General features: G+C 74.4%; 22 protein-coding genes and 1 pseudogene. 10 read left to right on the forward strand and 13 right to left on the reverse strand.

Annotated features, from left to right (window positions below; translation table 11 throughout):
• Positions 1 to 48: 48 nt before the first annotated feature.
• Complete coding sequence (locus ET471_RS13600; RefSeq protein WP_129189163.1) at positions 49 to 882, forward strand: undecaprenyl-diphosphate phosphatase; 834 nt, start codon at positions 49 to 51, stop codon at positions 880 to 882.
• Here the strand turns inward: ET471_RS13600 and ET471_RS13605 are convergent.
• Together ET471_RS13605 and ET471_RS13610 are read right to left on the reverse strand one after the other, a co-directional pair.
• Positions 869 to 1,534, reverse strand: coding sequence for a DedA family protein (locus ET471_RS13605; protein ID WP_129189165.1), 666 nt, complete (start codon positions 1,532 to 1,534; stop codon positions 869 to 871). The genes ET471_RS13600 and ET471_RS13605 overlap by 14 nt on opposite strands.
• A gap of 113 nt (positions 1,535 to 1,647) precedes the next feature.
• A complete protein-coding gene (locus ET471_RS13610; protein ID WP_129189167.1) occupies positions 1,648 to 2,217 on the reverse strand; it encodes a TetR/AcrR family transcriptional regulator in 570 nt (189 codons plus the stop codon).
• 77 nt (positions 2,218 to 2,294) lie between these two features.
• Here ET471_RS13610 and ET471_RS13615 point away from each other — a divergent pair, with 77 nt between their 5' ends.
• The 4 genes from ET471_RS13615 (at position 2,295) to ET471_RS13630 (ending at position 5,226) form a co-directional block, all read left to right on the forward strand.
• Positions 2,295 to 3,182: an alpha/beta fold hydrolase gene (locus ET471_RS13615; RefSeq protein ID WP_242496295.1), complete on the forward strand. Its 888-nt coding sequence runs from the start codon at positions 2,295 to 2,297 to the stop codon at positions 3,180 to 3,182.
• Positions 3,183 to 3,300: 118 nt separating this feature from the next.
• Complete coding sequence (locus ET471_RS13620; RefSeq protein WP_129189169.1) at positions 3,301 to 3,858, forward strand: dihydrofolate reductase family protein; 558 nt, start codon at positions 3,301 to 3,303, stop codon at positions 3,856 to 3,858.
• Between the two features lie 168 nt (positions 3,859 to 4,026).
• Entirely contained in the window at positions 4,027 to 4,767 is a 741-nt protein-coding gene (locus tag ET471_RS13625; RefSeq protein ID WP_129189170.1) for a dienelactone hydrolase family protein, read from the forward strand.
• Between the two features lie 30 nt (positions 4,768 to 4,797).
• Entirely contained in the window at positions 4,798 to 5,226 is a 429-nt protein-coding gene (locus ET471_RS13630) for a VOC family protein (protein ID WP_242496296.1), read from the forward strand.
• A gap of 19 nt (positions 5,227 to 5,245) precedes the next feature.
• Here ET471_RS13630 and ET471_RS13635 read toward each other — a convergent pair whose 3' ends face one another.
• Positions 5,246 to 5,713 carry a GatB/YqeY domain-containing protein gene (locus tag ET471_RS13635; protein WP_129189171.1) on the reverse strand — a complete coding sequence of 156 codons (468 nt, stop codon included), beginning with the start codon at positions 5,711 to 5,713 and terminating at the stop codon, positions 5,246 to 5,248.
• A gap of 164 nt (positions 5,714 to 5,877) precedes the next feature.
• On the opposite strand from ET471_RS13635, the gene ET471_RS13640 reads away from it, so the two are divergent.
• The 5 genes from ET471_RS13640 (at position 5,878) to ET471_RS13660 (ending at position 10,429) form a co-directional block, all read left to right on the forward strand.
• On the forward strand, positions 5,878 to 6,381 hold the full coding sequence (locus tag ET471_RS13640) for an NUDIX domain-containing protein (protein WP_129189172.1): 504 nt from the start codon (positions 5,878 to 5,880) through the stop codon (positions 6,379 to 6,381).
• 165 nt (positions 6,382 to 6,546) lie between these two features.
• Positions 6,547 to 7,020, forward strand: coding sequence for a nitroreductase/quinone reductase family protein (locus ET471_RS13645; RefSeq protein WP_129189173.1), 474 nt, complete (start codon positions 6,547 to 6,549; stop codon positions 7,018 to 7,020).
• A 19-nt stretch (positions 7,021 to 7,039) separates the two neighbouring features.
• The gene (locus ET471_RS13650; protein WP_207207272.1) at positions 7,040 to 7,759 is read left to right on the forward strand and encodes a 5'-methylthioadenosine/adenosylhomocysteine nucleosidase; all 720 of its coding nucleotides are present in this window, start codon (positions 7,040 to 7,042) and stop codon (positions 7,757 to 7,759) included.
• 57 nt (positions 7,760 to 7,816) lie between these two features.
• Positions 7,817 to 9,445: a molybdopterin-dependent oxidoreductase gene (locus ET471_RS13655; RefSeq protein WP_129189174.1), complete on the forward strand. Its 1,629-nt coding sequence runs from the start codon at positions 7,817 to 7,819 to the stop codon at positions 9,443 to 9,445.
• Positions 9,446 to 9,538: 93 nt separating this feature from the next.
• Positions 9,539 to 10,429: an aldo/keto reductase gene (locus tag ET471_RS13660; protein WP_129189175.1), complete on the forward strand. Its 891-nt coding sequence runs from the start codon at positions 9,539 to 9,541 to the stop codon at positions 10,427 to 10,429.
• Between the two features lie 7 nt (positions 10,430 to 10,436).
• Here ET471_RS13660 and ET471_RS13665 read toward each other — a convergent pair whose 3' ends face one another.
• The 10 genes and pseudogenes from ET471_RS13665 to ET471_RS13710 all read right to left on the reverse strand — a co-directional run bounded on the left by ET471_RS13665 (position 10,437) and on the right by ET471_RS13710 (position 20,874).
• Positions 10,437 to 11,036, reverse strand: coding sequence for an NADPH-dependent FMN reductase (locus ET471_RS13665; RefSeq protein ID WP_129189176.1), 600 nt, complete (start codon positions 11,034 to 11,036; stop codon positions 10,437 to 10,439).
• A 288-nt stretch (positions 11,037 to 11,324) separates the two neighbouring features.
• A pseudogene (locus tag ET471_RS18870) lies at positions 11,325 to 11,543 on the reverse strand (rhodanese-like domain-containing protein); the annotation flags it as partial.
• 1,100 nt (positions 11,544 to 12,643) lie between these two features.
• Positions 12,644 to 13,471, reverse strand: a complete 828-nt coding sequence (locus ET471_RS13675; RefSeq protein ID WP_129189178.1) for an SDR family NAD(P)-dependent oxidoreductase — start codon at positions 13,469 to 13,471, stop codon at positions 12,644 to 12,646.
• Positions 13,471 to 14,649, reverse strand: coding sequence for an acetyl-CoA C-acyltransferase (locus ET471_RS13680; RefSeq protein ID WP_129189179.1), 1,179 nt, complete (start codon positions 14,647 to 14,649; stop codon positions 13,471 to 13,473). The genes ET471_RS13675 and ET471_RS13680 overlap by 1 nt, the downstream gene beginning before the upstream one ends.
• Positions 14,646 to 15,305, reverse strand: a complete 660-nt coding sequence (locus ET471_RS13685) for a CoA transferase subunit B (RefSeq protein WP_129189180.1) — start codon at positions 15,303 to 15,305, stop codon at positions 14,646 to 14,648. Before ET471_RS13685 ends, ET471_RS13680 begins: the two co-directional genes overlap by 4 nt.
• Positions 15,302 to 16,084, reverse strand: a complete 783-nt coding sequence (locus tag ET471_RS13690; RefSeq protein ID WP_129189181.1) for a CoA transferase subunit A — start codon at positions 16,082 to 16,084, stop codon at positions 15,302 to 15,304. The genes ET471_RS13685 and ET471_RS13690 overlap by 4 nt, the downstream gene beginning before the upstream one ends.
• On the reverse strand, positions 16,081 to 16,941 hold the full coding sequence (locus tag ET471_RS13695; protein ID WP_129189182.1) for an HpcH/HpaI aldolase/citrate lyase family protein: 861 nt from the start codon (positions 16,939 to 16,941) through the stop codon (positions 16,081 to 16,083). The genes ET471_RS13690 and ET471_RS13695 overlap by 4 nt, the downstream gene beginning before the upstream one ends.
• Entirely contained in the window at positions 16,938 to 17,411 is a 474-nt protein-coding gene (locus ET471_RS13700) for a MaoC family dehydratase (protein WP_129189183.1), read from the reverse strand. The genes ET471_RS13695 and ET471_RS13700 overlap by 4 nt, the downstream gene beginning before the upstream one ends.
• Positions 17,408 to 18,571: an acyl-CoA dehydrogenase family protein gene (locus ET471_RS13705; RefSeq protein ID WP_129189184.1), complete on the reverse strand. Its 1,164-nt coding sequence runs from the start codon at positions 18,569 to 18,571 to the stop codon at positions 17,408 to 17,410. Before ET471_RS13705 ends, ET471_RS13700 begins: the two co-directional genes overlap by 4 nt.
• Positions 18,568 to 20,874, reverse strand: a complete 2,307-nt coding sequence (locus tag ET471_RS13710) for an ATP-binding protein (protein WP_242496297.1) — start codon at positions 20,872 to 20,874, stop codon at positions 18,568 to 18,570. Before ET471_RS13710 ends, ET471_RS13705 begins: the two co-directional genes overlap by 4 nt.
• Positions 20,875 to 20,879: the final 5 nt, after the last annotated feature.

The raw sequence follows: 20,879 nt of genomic DNA on the forward strand, positions 1-20,879 counted from the left end.
TGGCGTCTCCTTCGAGGTTTCTTGCGCGGCACCGGGGACGCTCCACCCATGAACCTCTGGTCAGCGCTCCTGCTCGGTGTCGTCGAAGGCGTCACCGAGTTCCTCCCGGTCTCCTCGACCGGCCACCTCACCATCGTCGAGAAGCTCCTCAGCCTGCCGATCGACGACGCGGGCGTGACGGCCTTCACCGCGATCATCCAGGTCGGCGCGATCGCCGCTGTCGTCCTGTACTTCTGGGCCGACGTCGTGCGACTCGTGACGGCCTGGGTGCGCGGGCTGCGCTCCCCGCACGCCCGCGGGAACGACTACCGCGAGGCGTGGGTCGTGATCGTCGGGTCCGTCCCGGTCGCGGTCGTCGGCTTCCTCGCCCGGGACCTCGTCTCCGGCCCGCTGCGCAACCTGTGGGTCGTGGTCGCGGCGCTCGTCGTGTGGAGCGCCGTGATGTGGGCCGCCGAGCGTGCCGCGACCGCGCGCCGCGGCGAGCGCGACGTCACCCTGCGCGACGCCGCCGTCATCGGCGTGATGCAGTGCGTCGCGCTCGTGCCCGGCGTCTCACGCTCCGGCGCGACCATCAGCGCGGGCCTGTTCCGTGGGCTCGACCGGGTGACCGCCACCCGCATCTCGTTCTTCCTGTCCATCCCGGCCCTGGTCGCCGCAGGCGGCTACGAGGCGGCCACGAGCGCCGCCGACGTCGGCGCCACGGTCGGCTGGGGCGCGACCGCCGTCGCGACCCTGGTGAGCTTCGCCGTCGCCTACGCCGCGATCGCGTGGCTTCTACGGCTCGTGGCCCGCCGACCGATCAGCGTCTTCGTCGGCTACCGCGTCGCGCTCGCGGCCGTGGTCGCCGTGCTGCTCGCCACCGGTGTGGTCAGCGCGACCTGACCGGCGACCGGTCCGCGGCGGCCGCCGCGGACCGCGTGCGCCGCCACCCGACCCCGGCGCTGATCGCGATGGGCGCCACCGACACCGCGACCACGACGACGGCGAGGACGTCGATGTGGCCGGCCACGAACGGGATGCCGCCGAGCAGCACGCCCACGACGGTCAGGCCGACCGCCCACAGGACGGCGCCCAGGACGTTCCAGCGGGCGAACCGCCCGTAGCGCAGGTCCGCGACCCCGGCAGCGAGCGGGACGTAGGTCCGCACGACGGGAACGAACCGGCCGAGCACGAGCGCGGCCGGCCCGAACCGCGCGAAGAACCGCTCGGCCTCCTCCAGACGGGAGGTTCGCAGCACGCGCGCATCAGGGGTGAACAGGCGCCGGCCGAACCTGCGGCCGATCGTGTAGCCCGCCTGGTCGCCGGCCACGGCCGCCACGGCTGCCACGACCGCGACGGCCACCGGGGACAGGCCGATGCCGGGCCCGAGGATCGCCGCCGTGACCAGCAGCGAGTCACCCGGCAGGAACGGGAACAGCACGCCGGACTCGATGAACACGACGACCGCGACGCCGAGCAGGGCCCAGGCGCCCCAGGAGTGCAGGAGGCCGGCCGGGTCGAGCAGGCCGGACGAGGACAGGGGAGCGGTGAGCATGAGGTGGTGTCCTTTCGACCCCACGATGCTTGCCGGGCGGCGTCAAGAAACGTCGAAGACGTCGCCGTCCCGCAGCACCGGGTCTGGAGTCGAGCTCGCCCCGCTCCGGCGTCTCAGGGCTGCGCGAGTGCGTGCACCGCGCGCCGGAGGGCAGGGTGGACGTCGAGCTCCGGGTTCACCGTGAGCCGGTGCAGGATCAGTCCGTCGGCGAGCGCCATGAGCGCTCGCGCCGTCGGGACCGGGTCGGCGGCTCCGACGGCGACCACGACCGCTTCGGTCCACCGCTCGAACTCGCGGCGCTGCCGCCGGAGCGGCTCGCCGAGCTCGGGGTCGTCGGCGAGCTCGAGGAAGAGCGCGTAGCGGGCACGGGTGCGCACGGCGAACGGCCCCGTGTGGAGGTCGGCCAGTGCGCACAGGCCGTCGGCCAGCTCGTCGGGCCCTGGGAAGTCGGGCCCTGGGGTGTCGGGCATCGCGCCCGAGTCGAGGTCGGCGCGCTCGTGCTCCGCGATCCAGTCGACGATCCCGGCGAGCAGCGCCCGGCGGGTACGGAACCAGTTCGACGTCGACCCTGGCGGCAGACCTGCCCGGTCGTCGACCCTCGCGTGGGTCATCGCGCGCACGCCCTGCGTGCCGAGCAGCTCGACGGCCGCCTCGAGCGCACGCTCGCGGGTGGTCGCCGGCATCGACACCTCCTCCTCCCCGACCTACTATGAACATAGTATCTCCGCCGCATCGAGCACCGTCGCACAAGGAGGTCGCCATGCCCATGCGCACGCCCGTCTCGGCCTGGTCGCCGCCGCTGCCGGCCGCCTCGGGCTTCGATCATCTCGCCGTCGAGACGCCCGGGCTGCGCACCCATGTCGCCATCGTCGGCGAGGGCGAGCCGGTCGTGCTGCTCCACGGGTTTCCCCAGCACTGGTGGCAGTGGCACGCCATCGCCCCGGTCATCGCGGCGGCCGGGTACCGGGTCGTCTGCCCTGACCTGCGCGGGGCGGGGTGGACCGCGGCCGACGACCCGCGCATCGAGCGCGAGACCCGGCTTCGAGACCTGCTCGCCCTTCTCGACGCCCTGGGCGTCGACCGCGCCCACGTCGTCGCGCACGACATGGGCGCCATCACCGCGATGCAGCTGGCGTACGACCACCCGGCGCGGGTCCGGACCGCCGTGCAGCTCTCCGTCCCGCCGGGGTTCATGGCGTTCCGTCCGGGGGTGCTCCCCGGCTTCCGGCATCTGCCACGGTTCGTCTGGCACCGCGCGGGAGCCTCGCTGCGCGGCATCTTCTCCGACGCGTACGTCGCCCAGCCGATGGCGCAGGCGACCGTCGAGGCCCACCTTGCCCCGATGCGCCGCCCGGAGGTCGACGGCGCCGTGCGCCTCCTGACGCGCGGCATGGTCCTGCCCGAGGCCGTGCGCCTGGGCCGCGGCGCCTACTGTCGCCGACGGCTCACGGTGCCGACCCTCTTCGTGTTCGGCCGCCGCGACTACCCGTGGACCGCCGGGCTCCTGGAGCGAGTCTGCCGCGACCCGCAGCGGTACGCCGATCGCGCCGAGCTCGCCTACGTCGACGACGCCGCACACTTCGTCACCGACGACGCCCCTGCCGCCGTCGCCGACCTCGCGCTCGGCTGGTTCGAGCAGGCGGCCTGACCACCCCTGCCCGATGCGCGCGGCCGGGGCGCGTCCGTGGCGGGCCGTCGACCGATGAGTTGCGCCTCCCGCCCGGGTCTCCCCGTCGACCGAGCACCGGAGACGAGAGGAGAGCACGATGGCCAAGGTGATCGCGGGGGCGACGGTCTCGCTCGACGGGTACGTCCAGGACGCCGCCGGGGACTACGCGGCGCTGTACGCGGACTACGACGAGCTGATGGCCAGCGGGTACATGAAGGCCCTGCAGGACGAGACCGGTGCGGCGCTCATGGGCCGGCGCACCTACGACCTCGCCGAGGACCCCGACGGCTACGCGGACGGCTACGAGTTCCAGGTGCCGATCTTCGTCGTGACGCACCACCCGCCGCCCGTGGAGCCGAAGCGCAACGAGCGGCTCTCGATCACGTTCGTCACGGACGGCGTCGGGGCGGCCGCGAAGCGGGCGGTGGAGGCGGCGGGGGACCGGGACGTGACGTTCATCGGCGGCGCCGACGTGTTCCGCCAGCTCATGGCGGCAGGTCTCGTCGACGAGCTGGCCGTCGACGTCATGCCGGTCCTGTTCGGCGGCGGCGTGCGGCTGTTCGACGACGGCCCGCCGACGAACCTCGAGAAGGTGAGCTTCACGGAGGTCGGCGTGCGCACGTGCCTGCGCTACCGCGTCCTCAGAGAGGCGTGAAATCACCTGACCGGGCCCCGGGCGCCTGCTAGCCTCCGGGAGGCCGTGCAGGAGATCGAGGAGGTGGTACCCGTGAACGCGACGACGTGGGTGCTCCCCTCGGGGGTCATGGTCGGGCGATAGGTCGTCCGGGAGCGCCGATCATCAGCACTCCCGAAAGGCGCGACCATGCACGTCACCTCCGAGCAGCGGCACGACGACGGCGTCGTCGAGCGCGAGCTCATTCTCGGCGACATCCCCGGCACCCTCTGGACGCCCGCGTCCGCAGAGCCGGTGCCGCTGATCCTGATGGCACACAACAACGCCCTGCCCAAGTGCGAGCCCCGGCTCGTCGCGAGGGCCCGGCACACCGCGGCCGCCGGGTACGCGGTCGCCTCCATCGACGCCTTCGGGTGCGGTGACCGGTCCCGCACCGAGGCGCAGCAGCTGGCTCGGGCCGAGTTCCGCCGCGGCATGCAGGCGGGACCGACCGACGACGTCCTCGAGTCCTACACCGGCCCGCTCGTCGCGGGTGCGGTCCCGGACTGGCGGACCACCCTGGACGCGCTCCTGACGCTGCCCGAGATCGGCGGCCCCGTCGGCTACTCGGGCTGGCTGGCCCTCGGGATCGGGCTCGCCGCCGTCGAGCCGCGCATCGCGGCCGCCGGGTTCTTCGCCGGAGGGTACGTGCCCCGTACCCAGCGCGAGGCGGCCCGCCAGGTCACGATCCCGCTGCTGGTCCTGCTGCAGTGGGACGACGCCGGCAACCCCCGGCAGCGGGCGCTCGACCTGTTCGACGCGTTCGGCAGCACGGAGAAGACGCTGCACGCCAACCTGGGCGGGCACGTCGGCACCCCGTGGTTCGAGCTGGAGGACGGGGAGCGGTTCTTCGACCGTCACCTGCGCGGGTCTGGTCCGTCCCTCCATTGACCCTCGTCGCGGCGGCTCGTACCTTGAAAGATGGCCAGGCGGCCGACGGGCGGCCGGCTCGCCGTGGAGGCGGACATGCTCTCGGACCACCCTGTGATCCCGGTCCTCGCGGTCACGGACCTCGACCGGGCGCGCTCCTTCTACGAGACGACGCTCGGCCTGCCGGACCCCACCCCGGGCCCGGACGGCGTCCTCTACCGCACCCCGTCCGGGGGGTTCCTCGTCTACCCGTCGTCGTACGCGGGCACGAACAAGGCCACCGCCCTGTCGTTCCAGGTCCCCCAGGACGCCTTTGACGACGAGATCGCGGCGCTGCGGTCGCGGGGCGTCGAGCTCCAGACGTTCGACGTGCCCGAGGGCACGTGGACGGACGGGGTGCTGTCGTCCGGCTCGGGGCGCTCCGCCTGGTTCGCGGACCCGGACGGCAACATCCTCAACGTGGAGACGGGTGCGCTGTAGCGCGCCCGTCTCCACGCGGTCAGGTCCCCGGCGTCAGCGCCGCGCGCACCTTCGCCGACAGCGCCTTGCCGTCCACGCGGCCGCCGGACGCCGCCGCGGCGGCGTTGGCGGCCTTCATGACCTGGCCCATGTCCTTGACCGAGGTCGCGCCGACCTCGGCGATCGCGCGCGCGACGAGGTCGTCGACGTCGGCGTCCGACAGTGCGGCGGGCAGGTACGTCTCGATGAGGTCGGCCTCGGCCGACTCGTTGTCGGCGCGGTCCTGCGCGCCCGCCCCGGCGTAGATGGTGGCCGACTCGCGCCGCTTCTTGACCTCGCCGACGAGGACCGCCTGGACCTGCTCGTCGGTCAGCTCGCGGGCGACCTTGCCGGCCTTCTCCTCGGCGCGCACCGCGCCGATCACCTGGCGCAGGGTTCCCAGGGCGAAGTGGTCGCGCGCCTTGAGGGCGGCGGTCATGTCAGAGGTCAGTCGCTCGATCGTGCTCATGGACATAGCCTGCCCTGCCCGCGCGGGAGAGCGACAGCGCAGCGGGTCTGCGAGGTCAGCGCAGCGTTCGTCGCGCGGTGCGTGCGCGCGGGTGCCATGGTCGCGGGGTGACTCTCCGGACCCGGCGGGCCCGCGCGGCGGCCGACGCGCGGCGGTGCTGACCGATGCCCGCGGCGAGCGCCGGCCTGCTCCTGTTCCGCCGGCAGCCCGGCGGCGGCGTCGAGGTGCTGCTCGGCCACATGGGCGGCCCATTCTGGTCCCGCAGGCACGAGGGCGCCTGGACGATCCCGAAGGGTGAGCCCGGCCCCGGCGAGGCCCCGTACGCCGCCGCCCTCCGCGAGGCCGAGGAGGAGCTGGGCGTCCCCGTCCCGCCGCCCGCCGACCCGGGTGCGGGCGACCTCGACCTCGGCGAGGTCCGCCAGCGCGCCGGCAAGCGGGTGCAGGCGTGGGCGCGCGAGGTCCGGCCCGACGCGCTCGACCTGGCCGCGCTCGCGAGCAACACGACCGAGATCGAGTGGCCCCCGCGCAGCGGCCGCCGCCTGACCGTCCCCGAGCTCGACCGCTACGCGTGGTTCGCGCCGCCGGCGGCCCGACCCGTCGTCGTCCAGGCGCCGGCCGCCTTCCTGGACCGCCTGGAGTCCTTCCTCGCGGCCCGCCCGTCGCCGTAGCGAGCCCCCGGGCCGCTACCGGCCTGCCGGGCTGGCGGTAGAGCGACATCGGGTCCACCCCGGGCGCCGCGGCGACGCGACGCGTGCTCACGGCGGCGAGGACCTGTCGGTACGGTGGAGACGCCGGGGACGACCGTCCCCGGCCACCGCGACGGGGGAGCCGTCATGACCGCCACACGCAAGCCCTGGATGCCGCCGCGCTGGTTCGTGCGCACCGCCTGGAAGGTCCACAAGCTGGTCGACCGCGTCAAGGGCGGCACCGGCGTGGTGCGGGCCCCCGCCCGCCGCGGCAAGGCCGGGATGCTCCGGCTGCGGACCACGGGCCGTCGCAGCGGCCAGGAGCGCATGGTCATCGTCGCGTACTGGCGCGACGGCGACCGCTACGTCACCCTGGCCATGAACGGCTGGCAGCCGGAGCCGCCGGCCTGGTGGCTCAACCTCCAGGCCCACCCCGACGCCGTCGTCGAGACCGTCGACGGGACGGTCCCGGTCCGCGGCCGGGCCGCGACCGGCGCCGAGCGGGACCGGCTGTGGGCCGGCTTCGCCGGCTACACGAGCTGGGGCGAGGGGATCGACCGGTTCGCCGCCCGGCGCGGCCGCGCGACGCCCGTCGTCGTCCTCGAACCACGAGAGGCGTGATGCGCGAGGGACGGGTGCCGTGATCGCCGTCGTCGCCGCGATGCGCGAGGAGCTCGCGGCGGTGCTCGCCGCGGCGCAGGAGAGCGGGTCGGGGCACGTCGAGGCCGAGACCGTCGCCGGGCGGCGGTTCCTGCGCACGGAGATCGCCGGTCGCGACGTCGTCCTGACGCTCAGCGGGATCGGCAAGGTCGCTGCCGCCGCGACGGCCGCGCTGCTGTGCGAGCGGGCCGACGCCGTCCTCATGGTCGGCACCGCGGGCGGCCTCGGCGCCGGGGTGGAGCCCGGCGACGTCGTCGTCGCCCGCGAGCTGCTCCAGCACGACGTCGACGCGCGGCCCCTCGCGCCGCGCTGGGTCATGCCCGACTGGAGCGTCGAGCGGCTCCTCGCCGACGCCCGCCTCACCGCAGCGCTCGAGGCGGCGGCGGACGACGTCGTCGCGCGCCGCCCGGGCGGCGTGGCGCGGCGTCACGCCGGGCTCGTCGTCAGCGGCGACCTGTTCGTCGCGACGGCGGACGCGAGCGCCCGCCTGCGCGCCGACCTGCCCGACGTGCTCGCCGTCGAGATGGAGGGCGCCGCGCTCGCCCAGGTCTGCATCGAGGCGGGAGTGCCGTTCGGTGTGGCACGCACCGTCTCCGACCGCGCCGACGCTGCGGCGCACGGCGACTTCCGGGCGTTCCTGACCGACGTCGCGGCGCCCTACGCGCACGACCTGGTGCTCGCGACGCTCGCGCGGCTCTGAGCCGCGGGGCGCCCGCCGCCCCTCCCGTGGCGCCGCTCCCGGTGGGACGCTGGGCGCATGGGGACGACGACGCCGGAGGCGCGGCCGGTGAGCCGCTGGTGGGCGGCCCTCGCGGGCGTGGTCGCGGCGGGGGCCGGGCTCGCGGTCGCGGAGCTCGTCGCGGCGTGGGTGGCGCCAGGGTCCAGCCCCGTGCTCGCGGCGGGCGGCGCCGTCGTCGACGCCGTCCCGGGCTGGCTCAAGGACCTGGCGGTCTCGCTCTTCGGCACGGCTGACAAGGCCGTGCTGCTCGCGACCATGGGCGTGGTGCTGGCTGCCGGTGCGGCGCTCGCGGGGGTCCTCGAGGTGCGCCGGCCGCCGTGGGGGCAGGTGCTGCTCGGCGCGGTGGGCGTCGTCGCCGCGCTCGTCGCGACGGCCCGGCCGGGCGCGACGGCCGCGTGGGCGGTGCCGAGCGTCGTCGGCGTCGGGCCGGGCGTCGCGCTCCTGCGGTCGCTCGCGGGGCGGGTGCGCCGGCTGGGCGCCGCGCAGGAGCGCCTCGCCGCGCCCGCCGGCGACGCCGCGGACGGGCGCCGGGCTGCGGCCGCACGGCGCGAGGCCGACCTCGACAGGCGCTCGTTCCTCCAGCTCACGGGGCTGGCCGCCGCGGGCGCCTTCGTGGCCGTCGTCGCCTCGCGGGCCGTCGGGGCCGGAGCGCGCGCCGCGCAGGCCGTCCGCGAGACGCTGCGGCTGCCGAGCCCCGCGACGCCGGCGCCCGCCGTCCCGGCCGGCGCGGACTTCGGCTACCCCGGTCTCGCGGACTACGTCACGTCCAACGACGCCTTCTACCGGATCGACACGGCGCTGCGCGTGCCCGTGGTCGACCCCACCACGTGGACGCTGCGCGTCGTCGGGCTGGTCGACGACCCGTTCGAGCTGACGTGGGACGAGCTGCTCGCGCTGCCGCTCGAGGAGCACCACGTGACGCTCGCGTGCGTGTCCAACGAGGTGGGCGGCGACCTCGTCGGCAACGCGCTCTGGCTCGGCTACCCGGTGCGCGAGCTGCTCGCGCGCGCCCGCCCGCACGCGGACGCCGACATGGTTCTGTCGCGCAGCGTCGACGGCTTCACCGCCGGGACGCCGCTCGCGGTCCTCCAGGAGCCCGACCGCGACTGCCTCCTCGCCGTCGGGATGAACGGCGAGCCCCTGCCCGTCGAGCACGGCTTCCCCGCGCGGCTCGTGGTGCCGGGGCTCTACGGGTACGTGTCGGCCACGAAGTGGGTCACCGAGCTCAAGGTCACGCGGTTCGCGGACGACGTCGCCTACTGGACGCCGCGCGGCTGGTCCGAGCGCGGGCCCGTCAAGCTGCAGTCCCGCATCGACGTGCCGAGGTACGGCGACACGGTGACGCCGGGCGACGACGGGACGGTTGCCGTCGCCGGGGTGGCGTGGGCGCAGCACACCGGCATCGGCGGCGTCGAGGTGCAGGTGGACGACGGCCCCTGGGAGGCGGCGACGCTCGCCGCCACCGTCGGACCCGACACGTGGCGGCAGTGGCGCGTCGCGTGGGACACCGGGTCGGCGCGCGCGGGCGACCACACGCTGCGCGTGCGCGCGACCGACGCGGACGGCCACGTGCAGACGTCCGAGGAGGCGCCGCCGGACCCCGACGGCGCCACCGGCTGGCACACCATCCAGGTGACGGTGGCCTGACCCGCCCGCACCGGCGACGCTCGCGCGGCGGCGCGCCAGGGGGAAGACTCGCCGCAGACCGGACCGGTCGCCATCCACCGCACGGAGGTGCACATGAACGTCCCCACCCTGACGCTCAACAACGGGGTCACGATGCCCGCCCTCGGCCTCGGCGTCTTCCAGAGCCCGCCCGAGGAGACCGCCGCCGCCGTCGCGGAGGCGCTCGCGGTCGGCTACCGGCACGTCGACACGGCCGCGGCGTACCAGAACGAGCGGGAGGTGGGCGAGGGGCTGCGCCGCAGCGGCGTCGACCGCGACGACGTGTTCCTCGAGACGAAGGTCTGGGTGAGCGACTACGGCTACGACGAGGCGCTGCACGCGTTCGACAAGGCGGCGGGCAAGCTCGGCGTCGAGCAGCTCGACCTGCTGATCCTGCACCAGCCGGCCACCGACCGGTTCGAGAAGACCCTCGCTGCGTACCGGGCGCTCGAGACGCTGCTGCACGACGGCAAGGTGCGCGCCATCGGCGTCAGCAACTTCATGCCGCACCACCTGGCGGAGCTGCTCGACCGCACGGACGTGGTGCCCGCCGTGAACCAGGTCGAGCTGCACCCGTACTTCACGCAGCCGGCCGTCCAGGCGGCGGACGCCGAGCACGGCATCCTCACGCAGGCGTGGTCGCCCATCGGCGGCATGACGTTCTACCCCGGCTGGGGCGAGGGCCGGCGCTCGGTCATGGACGACCCCACCCTGCGCGAGATCGCCGCCGGGCACGGCAGGACGCCCGCGCAGGTCATGCTGCGCTGGCACCTGCAGCGTGGCCGCTCGGCCATCCCGAAGTCGACCAACCCGGGCCGCATCGCCGAGAACTTCGCCGTGCTCGACTTCGCCCTCGGCGACGACGAGCTGGACCGCATCGACGCGCTCGACACGGGCGTGCGCAGCGGGCCGGATCCCGACGTACCGCGCCCCGAGCGGTTCGACACGCCGGTCCCGGAGGCCTGACCCCGGGCTAGTGGGCCGTGGCCGCGTCCTCGTCGCCGATGTGCCCGGGCGCGCTGGCGGCGAGGACGCGCTGCACGAACGCGTCGTACTCGGCCATGTAGTGCCGCAGGAAGTCGGCCGTGCCCTCGTTGCGCACCTCGCCGTCCGGGCCGAAGTCGTCGGGCCGGAACGTGATGTAGGCCTCGGGTGCGTTGAGCTGCGGTGCGTCGAGGAAGCTGAGCACCGCGCGCATGGAGGATTGCATGACCGCGGTGCCGATGCCGCCGGGGGACGCCCCGATGATGCCCGTGGGCTTGCGGGCGAACGAGTTGGTGCCCCAGGGGCGCGAGCCCCAGTCGATGGCGTTCTTGAGCGCACCGGGGATCGACCGGTTGTACTCGGGGGAGACGATCAGCAGCCCGTCCGACGCCGCGATGGCGTCCTTGAGCGCGCGTCCCTCGGGCGGGTAGTCGGCGTCGTAGTCCCAGCTGTAGAGCGGCAGGTTCCCGATCGGGATCTCGGTGAACTCGAGGTCGTCGGGGGCCAGCGCGATGAGCGCCTTCGACAGCGTGCGGTTGATCGAGCCCTTCGCGAGGCTGCCGACCAGATATCCGATCCGGTAGCTCATGGCGCGTCCGTCCTTCCACCGATCCCCAGGGCCGGCGGGCGTCGGCCCACCCGTCTACGGTGCGCGGTCCGCACGGGAACGGCGAGCGGTGGCGCTGGGAGTGGCTCCTCGTAGCGGTGACCGGGTGATGGAGGCAGGGGTGACCCAGCCGTCGACTTCTGGTGCTCCGCCTGCGCATCCTGCGCAGAGTTCGAGCCCACCGTCGTCGCCCTCTGGAACGCCGGCCTGCCGGTGTACGTGGTCGACATGGACCGCAATCCGCCCGGTCGATCCGCCCACTGCTCCAGGTCAGTCGGCGACGACGACGGCGAGGCCCGTCGCCCGCGAGGCGGCGGTGACGGACCCCGCGTTGACGACGTCGGCGAACCCGGCGGAGCGGAGGTGACGCACTGCGGTGACAGCGCGCGCGCCGGACCGGCAGTAGATGACCAAGGGGGACGACTGGTCCAGCCGGGCGGCCTGTTCGGCGAAGTCGGCGGCGTTGACGTCGAGGTTCAGCGCACCCTGAAGGTGGCTGGTGGCAGAACGCCGGGAGACGTGTCACAAGGTCTCCGGCGTGTTGCGGCGTCACCTGCGGGGGTGGCGGGGTTCCTGGTACCCCATGGGCTCTTCACTAGGCGATGGCGTACTTGCTGCCCGCTGGGCGGCCGAGCCTCCCCACAGGCACGCAGCGGCTAGGGCTGCGGCGAAGCCTTGCGCTAGCGGGAGCACGGCTTCGAGCGAGGTCCGACTCGTGAAGATCTGCGGCGGCCGAGAGTACGGGTGCGCGACAATCACCGCTGACCACACCGCTACAACGGCAAACCACAGAGCCGCACCAATGGATACCGCACGCCACCGCCTTGCCACATGGATGCAAGCGATCGTCAGGAAAACAGCGACGATACTGAGCACCAGAAATGATAAGGATGTAGGAGATGCATCAACACGTCCGAAGCCTAGAATGTAGACCAAGAACCACAGAGCGGTCGCGACGCCAGCACCGACGAACCCCGTTGCCGCTGCCAGGGGAACCCTGATCCATCCTTTCAGTCGCATGCGGTCACACCCCGCAGTTTAGCGTCGCAGTTCTGTCGCTCGGAAAAGAAGCCGCACCGTGCCCTGCCGGAACAGCCGCGACACTCTGGTAAGTGTTCGAGCTCGAGTTGACACAGACCCTGGAGAGATTGGCAGTCGGCCGATCCACCCCCTGCCACGGCCTGATTCCAGGATGAGGCAATCTGGCTCCAAGTGAGAAGGCCCCTGCGTTCTAGGTGTGTTCGTGCCATGCTCGTGATCTCCAATGATCCGATGTCATGTACTGATGTACGTCGGAGATTATGCGCAGGTCAGTGGATTTTGGCCATGGTGGCGGCAAGTGCGCATCTTGCTGGCGCCTGCGGGCGTCGGCGGTGTGGACGTTAGCGGAGCATGCCCAGCCAAGGTCCTGCGACTCTCGCCGACACGAGGGACCTGGGTTGCCCGACGGGGGCATAGACGACTGATAACAGTACGTCTTGGTCGAGTGGTGAAGGACAACTTGACTGATCACTTTGGACAGCCGTGCGGGGTCAGGACGTCTCGGCGAGCGGCGCCCCGGCATCAACGGAACTCGATGGCGCGCGACACTAAAGGACGTACCCGCCCCCGCACACGAGCGTCTGCCCCGAGACGTAGTCGGACTCGGGCAGGCACAGCAGGTACACGGCTCCCGCGGCCTCGGCGGGCGTGCCCGGACGGCCCAGCGGCACCTGCGCCGTCATGGCGTCCAGGAGCTGGGCGCTGACGCCGACCGGGACCTCGCGGCCCTGCACGGAGATGGTGCCCTCGCCCGCGGGGGCGTTCGTCAGGCGGGTCGTGATGAGGCCGAACGCGACCGTGTTCGCGGTGACGTTGTAGCGGCCCCACTCCTTGGCGATGGTCTTCGTCAGGCCTGTCACGCCCGCCTTCGCCGCCGCGTAGCCCACCTGACCGGCGTTGCCGCCCAGACCGGAGATCGACGAGATGTTGACGACCTTGCGGCACGGCACCGGCTCGCCCGCCGCGCGGGCGGCCTTGACCGCGGCGGAGATGACCGGCTGCGCGGCGCGCAGGATGCGGAACGGCGCCGTGAGGTGGACGTCGATCAGGGCGTCCCACTGCGCGTCGGTCGTCTTCTGGATGACGGTGTCCCAGGTGTAGCCCGCGTTGTTGACGATGATGTCGAGGCCGCCGAAGGAGTCGACCGCCGTCTGCACGAAGCGCTCCGCGAAACCCTCGTCGGTGACGCTGCCCGCGCACGGCACGGCGCGCCCGCCGGCGGCGACGACGTCGGCGACGGTGGTCGCGGCGGGCTCGTCGTCGAGGTCGTTGACGACGACCGCCGCGCCCTGCGAGGCGAGCTTGATCGCGATCTCGCGGCCGATGCCGCGGCCCGCCCCGGAGACGAGGGCGACCTTGCCGTCGAGCGTGCCCATCAGGGCATCCCGAGCAGCACCGCGGAGCCCTGCCCACCGCCGCCGCACGCCGACGCGACGCCCACCGCACCCGGCCCGAGCGCCTCGAGGCGCCGCGCCAGGTGGCCCACGATCCGCGCCCCCGACGCCCCGATGGGGTGCCCGAGCGCGATCGCGCCCCCGTTCGCGTTGACGAGCGCCGGGTCCAGGCCGAGGTGGTCCGTCGACGCCAGCACCACCGACGCGAACGCCTCGTTGATCTCGACGGCCGCGAACCCGTGACCGTCCATGCCCGCACGGGCGCAGGCGGACGAGATCGCGTGCGCCGGCTGGAGGTGCAGCCCCACGTCGGGCCCGGCGACGAGGCCGTGGCCGAGGATGCGGACCCCCGTGAGGCCGAGCGCGTCCGCGACGTCGTCGGCGACGAGGACCAGCGCCGCCGCGCCGTCGGAGATCTGCGACGCGTTGCCGGCGGTGATGGTGCCGTCGGGCCGGAACGCGGGGCGCAGGTGCGCCAGCGTGTCGAGCGAGGCGTCCGGGCGGACGCCGTCGTCGGCGTCGACCGTGACGCTGCCGCGGCGGCCCGGCACGTCGACCGGCGCGATCTCGCCCCGGAGGAACGCGGCCGCGGCGTCAGCGCGCGTGTGCGACGTGACCGCGAACGCGTCCTGCGCCGCCCGGGTCTGCCAGGCGGCGCCGCCGTACGCGTCGCCGTAGCGCTCGGTGCTCAGGCCCATGGAGTCGTGCTCGAACGCGTCGGAGAGGCCGTCGTGCTGCATGGTGTCGAGCAGCTCGACCGGGCCGAAGCGCTGCCCGGCGCGGGACCCGACCCACACGTGCGGCGCCAGCGACATCGACTCCATGCCGAGCGCGGCCACGACGCGCGCCTCGCCCGTCGTGATGAGCCGGTGGGCCTGGACCACGGCCTCCTCGCCCGAGAGGCACACCACGTTGAGCGTGAGCGCCGGCGTCGTCATCGGGACGCCCGCCCCGACGGCGGCCTGCCGGGCCGGGTTCTGGCCCGCGCCCCCCTGCAGCACCTGCCCGCCGAGGACGACGTCGATGTCGCCGGGTGCGATGCCGGACACGTCCAGCGCGGCGGCCAGGGCACGGGCGCCGAGCGTCGTCGCGGGCACGGACGCGAACACGCCGTTGGCCTTGACGAACGGGGTGCGGCGGTAGCCGACGATGACGGTCATGGCTCCTCCAGGGTCGGGGGGTCGAGGTCGACGGTGAGGTCCGGCTCCGTGGCGGCGCGCACGTCGTCGACGGTGACGCCGGGTGCGAGGCGCCGCAGCACGAGGCCGGTAGGCGCGACGTCGAGCACCGCGCGGTCGGTCACGATGCGGTCCACCACGCCCTCGCCCGTCAGGGGCAGGGTGCAGCGGTGGCGGATCTTCGGCGACCCGTCGCGGGCCACGTGGTCCATGAGGACGACGATGCGCGGCGAGCCCGCGACCAGGTCCATCGCCCCGCCGGGGCCCTTGACGAGCTTGCCGGGCACGGTCCAGTTCGCCAGGTCGCCGGTCTCGGAGACCTCCAGCGCCCCGAGGATCGCGATGCTCACGTGCCCGCCGCGGATCATCGCGAACGACTCGGCGGAGTCGAAGTAGCTCGCGCCCGGCAGCGCCGTGACCGTCTGCTTGCCGGCGTTGATGAGGTCGGCGTCCTCGTCGCCCTCGTACGGGAAGGGGCCGATGCCGAGCATCCCGTTCTCGGACTGGAGCGTGATGTGCACGCCCGGCGGCTGGTGGTTGGCCACCAGGGTGGGGATGCCGATGCCGAGGTTGACGTAGTCGCCGTCGCGCAGCTCGGCCGCGGCGACGGCGGCCATCTCGTCGCGGGTCCAGGTCATCGGGTGCCTCCGGTGCGGCCGGGGTCCGACGACGTCGACACCCACGGGGTGACCTCGACCGGCTCCCGCACGGGTGCCGGCTCCGGCCGGGGCCGGACCGTGCGCTGCTCGACGTCCTTGACGCGTTCGCGCGCGGGCACCAGCCGGTCCACGTAGATGCCGGGCGTCACGACGACGTCGGGGTCGAGCGGGTGGTCGTCGACGTGCTCCGCCTCGACGACCGTCACGCGCCCCGCCGCCGCGACGAGCGGGTTGAAGTTGCGGGCCGTGCGCCGGTACACGAGGTTGCCGTACCGGTCCGCGCGGTACGCGTGCACGAGCGCGAGGTCGGCCACGATGGCCCGCTCGAGCACGTAGCGGCGGCCGTCGAGCTCCTGGACGGGCTTGCCCTCGGCCAGCGGCGTGCCCACACCCGTCGCCGTGAAGAACGCGGGGATGCCCGCCCCGCCCGCGCGCAGCCGCTCGGCCAGGGTGCCCTGCGGCACGAACTCGACGTCGAGGTCGCCGTCGAGGAACCGCCGCGCGAACAGCTTGTTCTCGCCGACGTACGACGCGAGCACGTGCCGCACCTGGTCGTTCTCGAGCAGGATCCCGAGGCCCAACCCGTCGACGCCCATGTTGTTGGACACGACCGTCAGGTCGCGCACGCCCGCGTCGCGCACGGCCTCGATCAGGTCGTTCGGGTTGCCGCTCAGCCCGAACCCGCCGACCGCGATCGTCATGCCGTCGTGCAGCAGGCCGTCGAGCGCGTGGCCGGCCGTGGGATGCAGGACCGTCATCGTCGAACCTCCTCGTCGTCGTGCCAGGTGTCGATCCCCGCACGCCGCAGCACGGCGTGCGCCTGCATGAGCACCGGCCCGTCGACCATGTGCCCGTCCAGCGCGAACGCGCCCGGCGCGGTCGCCGCCGCCGCGAGGACCTGCCGCGCCCCGGCGACCTCGTCGGGCGTCGGCGCGTAGGCGTCCCGGACGACCGGGACCTGCGAGGGGTGCACGCACAGGCTGGCGACGAAGCCGACGGCGGCCGCGTCCAGCGCCTCCGCGCGCAGCCCGTCGAGGTCCTCCAGGTCGAGGTGCACGGCGTCGACCGCCGCCTTGCCGCCCGCGCCCGCCGCGAGCAGCACCGCCGAGCGCGCGTGCCGCGCGACGTCCCGGTACCGGCCGTCGGCCCGCCGGCTCGACGTCCCGCCGAGCGACGCGACCAGGTCGTCCGCGCCCCACGCGAGGGCGACGACGTCGGGCCGCGCGGCGAGCGCCGGCGCCGCGAGCACGCCCGCCGCGGTCTCGCACAGCGGGACGACGGCGTACGGCGTCCCGTCGTCCCGCACGAGCGGGCCGACGAACCGGCCGTCGGCCTTGGGCAGCATCAGGGTGCGGTAGGCCGTGCCGACGAGGGCGGCGAGGTCGGCGGCCTGCTCCGGCGTGCCCGCCGGGTTGACGCGCACGATGGTGCGCGCGGGGTCCAGGGGAGTGCCGACGACGGCCTGCCGCGCGGCGGCCTTCGCGCCGGGCGCGACGCCGTCCTCCAGGTCGAGGACGACGGCGTCGGCCCGGTCGAGCGCCTTGGCGAACCGGTCGGGGCGGTCGGCGGGGCAGAACAGCAGCGCGGGGCCGAGCGCGAACGGTGCGGGGGTCACGTCCCCTCCCGGGTCTTGACGAGCGCGGTGCGCACCGCCCGCGCGACGACGTCGTCGGTCTGGTTGCGGCCCACGTGCTCGAAGGTGACCACGCCGTCGCCCGGGCGGGACCGGGACAGGCGCTTGGTGCGCACGGTCGTCTCGCCGTAGAGCGTGTCGCCGTGGAACAGCGGGTGGGGGAACGCGACCTCCGCGAAGCCGAGGTTCGCCACCGTCGTGTCCCGGGTCAGGTGCGCGACGGCGAGGCCCACCAGCGTGGCGAGCGTGAGCATCGAGTTCATGAGCGGCCTGCCGAAGGGCTGCGTCGCGGCCCACGCGGCGTCGAGGTGCAGGCCTTGCGGGTTCATCGTCAGGGTCGAGAACAGGACGTCGTCCGCCTCGGTGAGGGTGCGGCCCGGCCGGTGCACGTAGCGCACGCCCTCCTCGAGCTCCTCGAAGAAGAGCCCCCGCTGGACGACGTCCCTGGTCATGCCGTCAGCCCCAGGTCGCGGGCGATGATCATGAGCTGCACCTCGGTGGTGCCCTCGCCGATCTCGAGCACCTTGGCGTCGCGGTAGTGCCGCGCCACCGGGTTCTCGTTGAGGAACCCGTACCCGCCGAAGATCTGGGCGGCGTCGCGCGCGTTGGCCATCGCGGCCTCGGACGCCACGAGCTTGGCCACCGACGCCTCCGCTTTGAACGGCTGTCCGTGCACGAGCTTCTGCGCGGCGTCGAACCAGCAGAGGCGGGCCGAGTGCGCCCGCGCCTCCATGCGCGCGAGCATGAACGCGACGTGCTGGTGCGAGCCGATGCTGGCGCCGAACACGGTGCGTGTGCCCGCGTACCGCAGCGCCTCCTCCAGGCAGCCCTGCGCGGCGCCCGTGGCGAGCGCGGCGAACGCGACCCGCCCCTCGTCGAGCACGCGCAGGAAGTTCGCGTAGCCGCGCCCGCGCTCGCCCAGCAGGTTCTCCTCGGGGACGCGTACCCCGGTCAGGGTGAGCGGGTGCGTGTCGGAGGTGTGCCAGCCGACCTTGTCGTAGCCGGGCCCGACGACGAGGCCCGGGGTGCCCGCGGGCACGAGGAACGACGAGAGCTCCTTGCTGCCGGCGCCGGGGTCGCCCGTGACTGCCGTGATCGTGATGACGCTCGTGATCGGGGTGCCTGAGTTGGTGATGAACTGCTTGCTGCCGTCGATGACCCACGTGCCGCCCTCGAGGCGGGCCGTGGTGCGCGTGGCCCCGGCGTCGGACCCCGCCCCGGCCTCGGTGAGGCCGAACGCGCCGAGCGCGCGCCCGCTCACCAGGTCGGGCAGCCAGCGCTCGCGCTGCGCGTCGGTGCCGTGCCGGAAGATCGGCATGACGCCCAGGCCGACACCCGCCTCGAGCGTCACGGCGATCGACTGGTCGGCGCGCGCGAGGGCCTCGACGGCGAGGCACAGCGACACGTAGTCCTTGCCCTGCCCGCCGACCTCGACGGGGAACGGCAGGCCGAACAGCCCCAGGTCGCCCATCTGCCGGATGATCTCGACGGGCAGCCGCCGCTCGGTGTCGTACCGGTACGCGGCCGGCGCGACGACGTGGTCGGCGAAGTCGCGGACCGTGGCGGCGAGCTTGCGCTGCTCGTCGGTGAGGCCGTGGGTCTCGGTGATCATGACGCTCCTCGGGTCGCGGAGTGCGTGACCGGGGCGGCGGGGTGGGCCGCACCGGGCTCGGGGGTGCCGCCGGTGGGGCCCGTCGGGTCCTCGACGACGGCGACCACCTGGTCGAGCCGGACCTGGTCGCCCGGCCGGACGCGGACGCGCACCGTCCCGGCGCGGGGCGCGGTGAGGGGGTGCTCCATCTTCATCGCCTCGACGACGACGACGGTCGCGCCGGGCTCGACGGCGTCCCCGTCCGCGACGACGACCGCCGTGACGGTGCCGGGGATCGCGGCGCGCACCTCGGCGGCCGCGTCGGCGTCGGGCGGGTGCGGGGCGCGCCGGGCGCGTCGGCGGGCGGCCTGCTCGGCGCGGGTGAGCACGGTGAACGCCGCGGAGCGGCCGTCGGCGCCGACCCAGACCCGGCCCTGGTCGTCGGCCGCCCAGACCTTCGTGGTGACGGCGCCGAGGGTCAGGAGCCAGGCGCCGGGTGCACCGGCGGGTCGGAGCGACGCTGCGACCGGGTCGGCAGCGGTGGCGCCGGCGCCGAGCGTGATCGAACCAGCGGAGACCTCGACGGTGTGCTCGGTTCCGGCGCCGTCGAGCAGGACGACGCGCCGGGGGACCGGCGGGGCGTTGAGCCGCCAGCCGTCGCCGGCGGCCCACGGGCCGTGGGCGACGGACGGGCCCGAGTCGATCGGAACGTGGGTTCGGGATCGGAACGTGTCGTTCGATGCACGGTCCGATCCCGAACCCACGTTCCGATCGGGCGGCGGCGCGAGCGTCGCCAGCGCCGCCGCCGTCAGCAGCAGCGCGTCCGGCCCCGCGGCGGGCCGTGCCGCCAGCAGGCGGTCGATCAGGCCCGTGTCGAGGCGGCCCGCACGCACGTCGGCGTCGGCCAGCAGGTCGCGCAGGAAGGACTGGTTCGTCTCCACGCCCAGGACGACGACGGAGCCCAGCAGGGCGTCGAGGCGGTCGAGCGCCTGGGCGCGGTCGGTGCCGTGGGCGACCGCCTTGGCCAGCAGCGGGTCGAAGTCGCCCGTGACCGCCACGCCGGCCTCGATGCCGCTGTCGAGGCGGAGCGGCGCCGCGGCCGGGCCGGCGGCGACGCCCGCGTCGTCGTACGCGAGCACGCGCCCGGTCGCGGGCAGGAACCCGCGGGCCGGGGACTCGGCGTACAGGCGCGCCTCGACGGCGTGCCCGGTGATGCGCACGTCCGGCTGCGCGAACGGCAGCGGCTCGCCGGCGGCGGCGCGGAGCTGGAGCTCGACCAGGTCCAGCCCCGTGACCATCTCGGTGACGGGGTGCTCCACCTGGAGGCGCGTGTTCATCTCGATGAACCAGAACGACGCCGGGTCGTCGGCGGGCACGAGGAACTCGACCGTCCCCGCGCCCACGTACCCGACCGAGCGGGCGACCTCGCACGCCGCCTCGCCCAGCCGGGCGCGCGTGGCGTCGTCGAGCGCGGGGGACGGGGCCTCCTCGACCACCTTCTGGTAGCGGCGCTGCAGAGTGCACTCACGCTCGCCGAGGTGCACGACGGCGCCGTGCGCGTCCGCGAGCACCTGGACCTCGACGTGCCGCGGCCGGTCGACCAGATGCTCCAGCAGCAGGGTGTCGTCACCGAACGACGCCGCCGCGACCCGCCGGGCGGAGGCGAGCGCGGCGGGCAGCTCCGCGGGCGTGCTGACCACGACCATGCCCTTGCCGCCGCCGCCCGCCGAGGGCTTGACCAGCAGCGGGTAGCCGACGTCGCGGGCGGTCGCGGCGATCCTCTCCGTGGAGGTGCCCGGCGCGAGGGCGGCGCCGTCGAGCGTGCCGGGCAGCACGGGCACGCCGTGCCGGGCGACGAGCCGCTTGGCGGCGAGCTTGTCGGCCATGAGCTCGAGCGCCGCCACCGGCGGGCCGACGAACGTCAGCCCGGCGCGGGCGCACGCCCGCGCGAGCGCCGGGCTCTCGGACAGGAACCCGTAGCCGGGATGGACGGCGTCGGCGCCCGTCGCGAGGGTCGCGCGGACGACGGCGCCAACGTCGAGGTACGCGGCCCGGTCGGGCCCGCCCACGGGCCGTCGCGCCGGGGCGACGGGCTCGCCTAACGGGGGCTGGGCGCTGCCCCGTCGGAGGTCGGGTCCGACGGGCTCGACCGCCCGGGATGAGACCTCGTCGAGGCGGACGGCGACGTCGGCCTCACGGACGTGGCGCGCGTCGGCGTCGGAGCCGGTGTGCACCGCGACGGACCGGACGCCCAGGTGGCGCAGCGTGCCGACGACCCGGCAGGCGATCTCGCCCCGGTTGGCCACGAGCACGGTGGAGAACATGGCCA

Origin of the sequence: Xylanimonas protaetiae (assembly GCF_004135385.1) — a bacterium.
In the GTDB taxonomy this organism is placed as follows: domain Bacteria; phylum Actinomycetota; class Actinomycetes; order Actinomycetales; family Cellulomonadaceae; genus Xylanimonas; species Xylanimonas protaetiae.

Excerpts from the sequence above, each read along its gene's own strand:
- ET471_RS13600 (WP_129189163.1), top strand. The coding sequence starts at position 49 with ATGAACCTCTGGTCAGCGCTCCTGCTCGGTGTCGTCGAAGGCGTCACC.
- ET471_RS13605 (WP_129189165.1), bottom strand. The coding sequence starts at position 1,534 with ATGCTCACCGCTCCCCTGTCCTCGTCCGGCCTGCTCGACCCGGCCGGC.
- ET471_RS13610 (WP_129189167.1), bottom strand. The coding sequence starts at position 2,217 with ATGCCGGCGACCACCCGCGAGCGTGCGCTCGAGGCGGCCGTCGAGCTG.
- ET471_RS13615 (WP_242496295.1), top strand. The coding sequence starts at position 2,295 with ATGCCCATGCGCACGCCCGTCTCGGCCTGGTCGCCGCCGCTGCCGGCC.
- ET471_RS13620 (WP_129189169.1), top strand. The coding sequence starts at position 3,301 with ATGGCCAAGGTGATCGCGGGGGCGACGGTCTCGCTCGACGGGTACGTC.
- ET471_RS13625 (WP_129189170.1), top strand. The coding sequence starts at position 4,027 with ATGCACGTCACCTCCGAGCAGCGGCACGACGACGGCGTCGTCGAGCGC.
- ET471_RS13630 (WP_242496296.1), top strand. The coding sequence starts at position 4,798 with ATGGCCAGGCGGCCGACGGGCGGCCGGCTCGCCGTGGAGGCGGACATG.
- ET471_RS13635 (WP_129189171.1), bottom strand. The coding sequence starts at position 5,713 with ATGAGCACGATCGAGCGACTGACCTCTGACATGACCGCCGCCCTCAAG.
- ET471_RS13640 (WP_129189172.1), top strand. The coding sequence starts at position 5,878 with ATGCCCGCGGCGAGCGCCGGCCTGCTCCTGTTCCGCCGGCAGCCCGGC.
- ET471_RS13645 (WP_129189173.1), top strand. The coding sequence starts at position 6,547 with ATGACCGCCACACGCAAGCCCTGGATGCCGCCGCGCTGGTTCGTGCGC.
- ET471_RS13655 (WP_129189174.1), top strand. The coding sequence starts at position 7,817 with ATGGGGACGACGACGCCGGAGGCGCGGCCGGTGAGCCGCTGGTGGGCG.
- ET471_RS13660 (WP_129189175.1), top strand. The coding sequence starts at position 9,539 with ATGAACGTCCCCACCCTGACGCTCAACAACGGGGTCACGATGCCCGCC.
- ET471_RS13665 (WP_129189176.1), bottom strand. The coding sequence starts at position 11,036 with ATGAGCTACCGGATCGGATATCTGGTCGGCAGCCTCGCGAAGGGCTCG.
- ET471_RS13675 (WP_129189178.1), bottom strand. The coding sequence starts at position 13,471 with ATGGGCACGCTCGACGGCAAGGTCGCCCTCGTCTCCGGGGCGGGCCGC.
- ET471_RS13680 (WP_129189179.1), bottom strand. The coding sequence starts at position 14,649 with ATGACCGTCATCGTCGGCTACCGCCGCACCCCGTTCGTCAAGGCCAAC.
- ET471_RS13685 (WP_129189180.1), bottom strand. The coding sequence starts at position 15,305 with ATGACCTGGACCCGCGACGAGATGGCCGCCGTCGCCGCGGCCGAGCTG.
- ET471_RS13690 (WP_129189181.1), bottom strand. The coding sequence starts at position 16,084 with ATGACGGTCCTGCATCCCACGGCCGGCCACGCGCTCGACGGCCTGCTG.
- ET471_RS13700 (WP_129189183.1), bottom strand. The coding sequence starts at position 17,411 with ATGACCAGGGACGTCGTCCAGCGGGGGCTCTTCTTCGAGGAGCTCGAG.
- ET471_RS13705 (WP_129189184.1), bottom strand. The coding sequence starts at position 18,571 with ATGATCACCGAGACCCACGGCCTCACCGACGAGCAGCGCAAGCTCGCC.
- ET471_RS13710 (WP_242496297.1), bottom strand. The coding sequence starts at position 20,874 with ATGTTCTCCACCGTGCTCGTGGCCAACCGGGGCGAGATCGCCTGCCGG.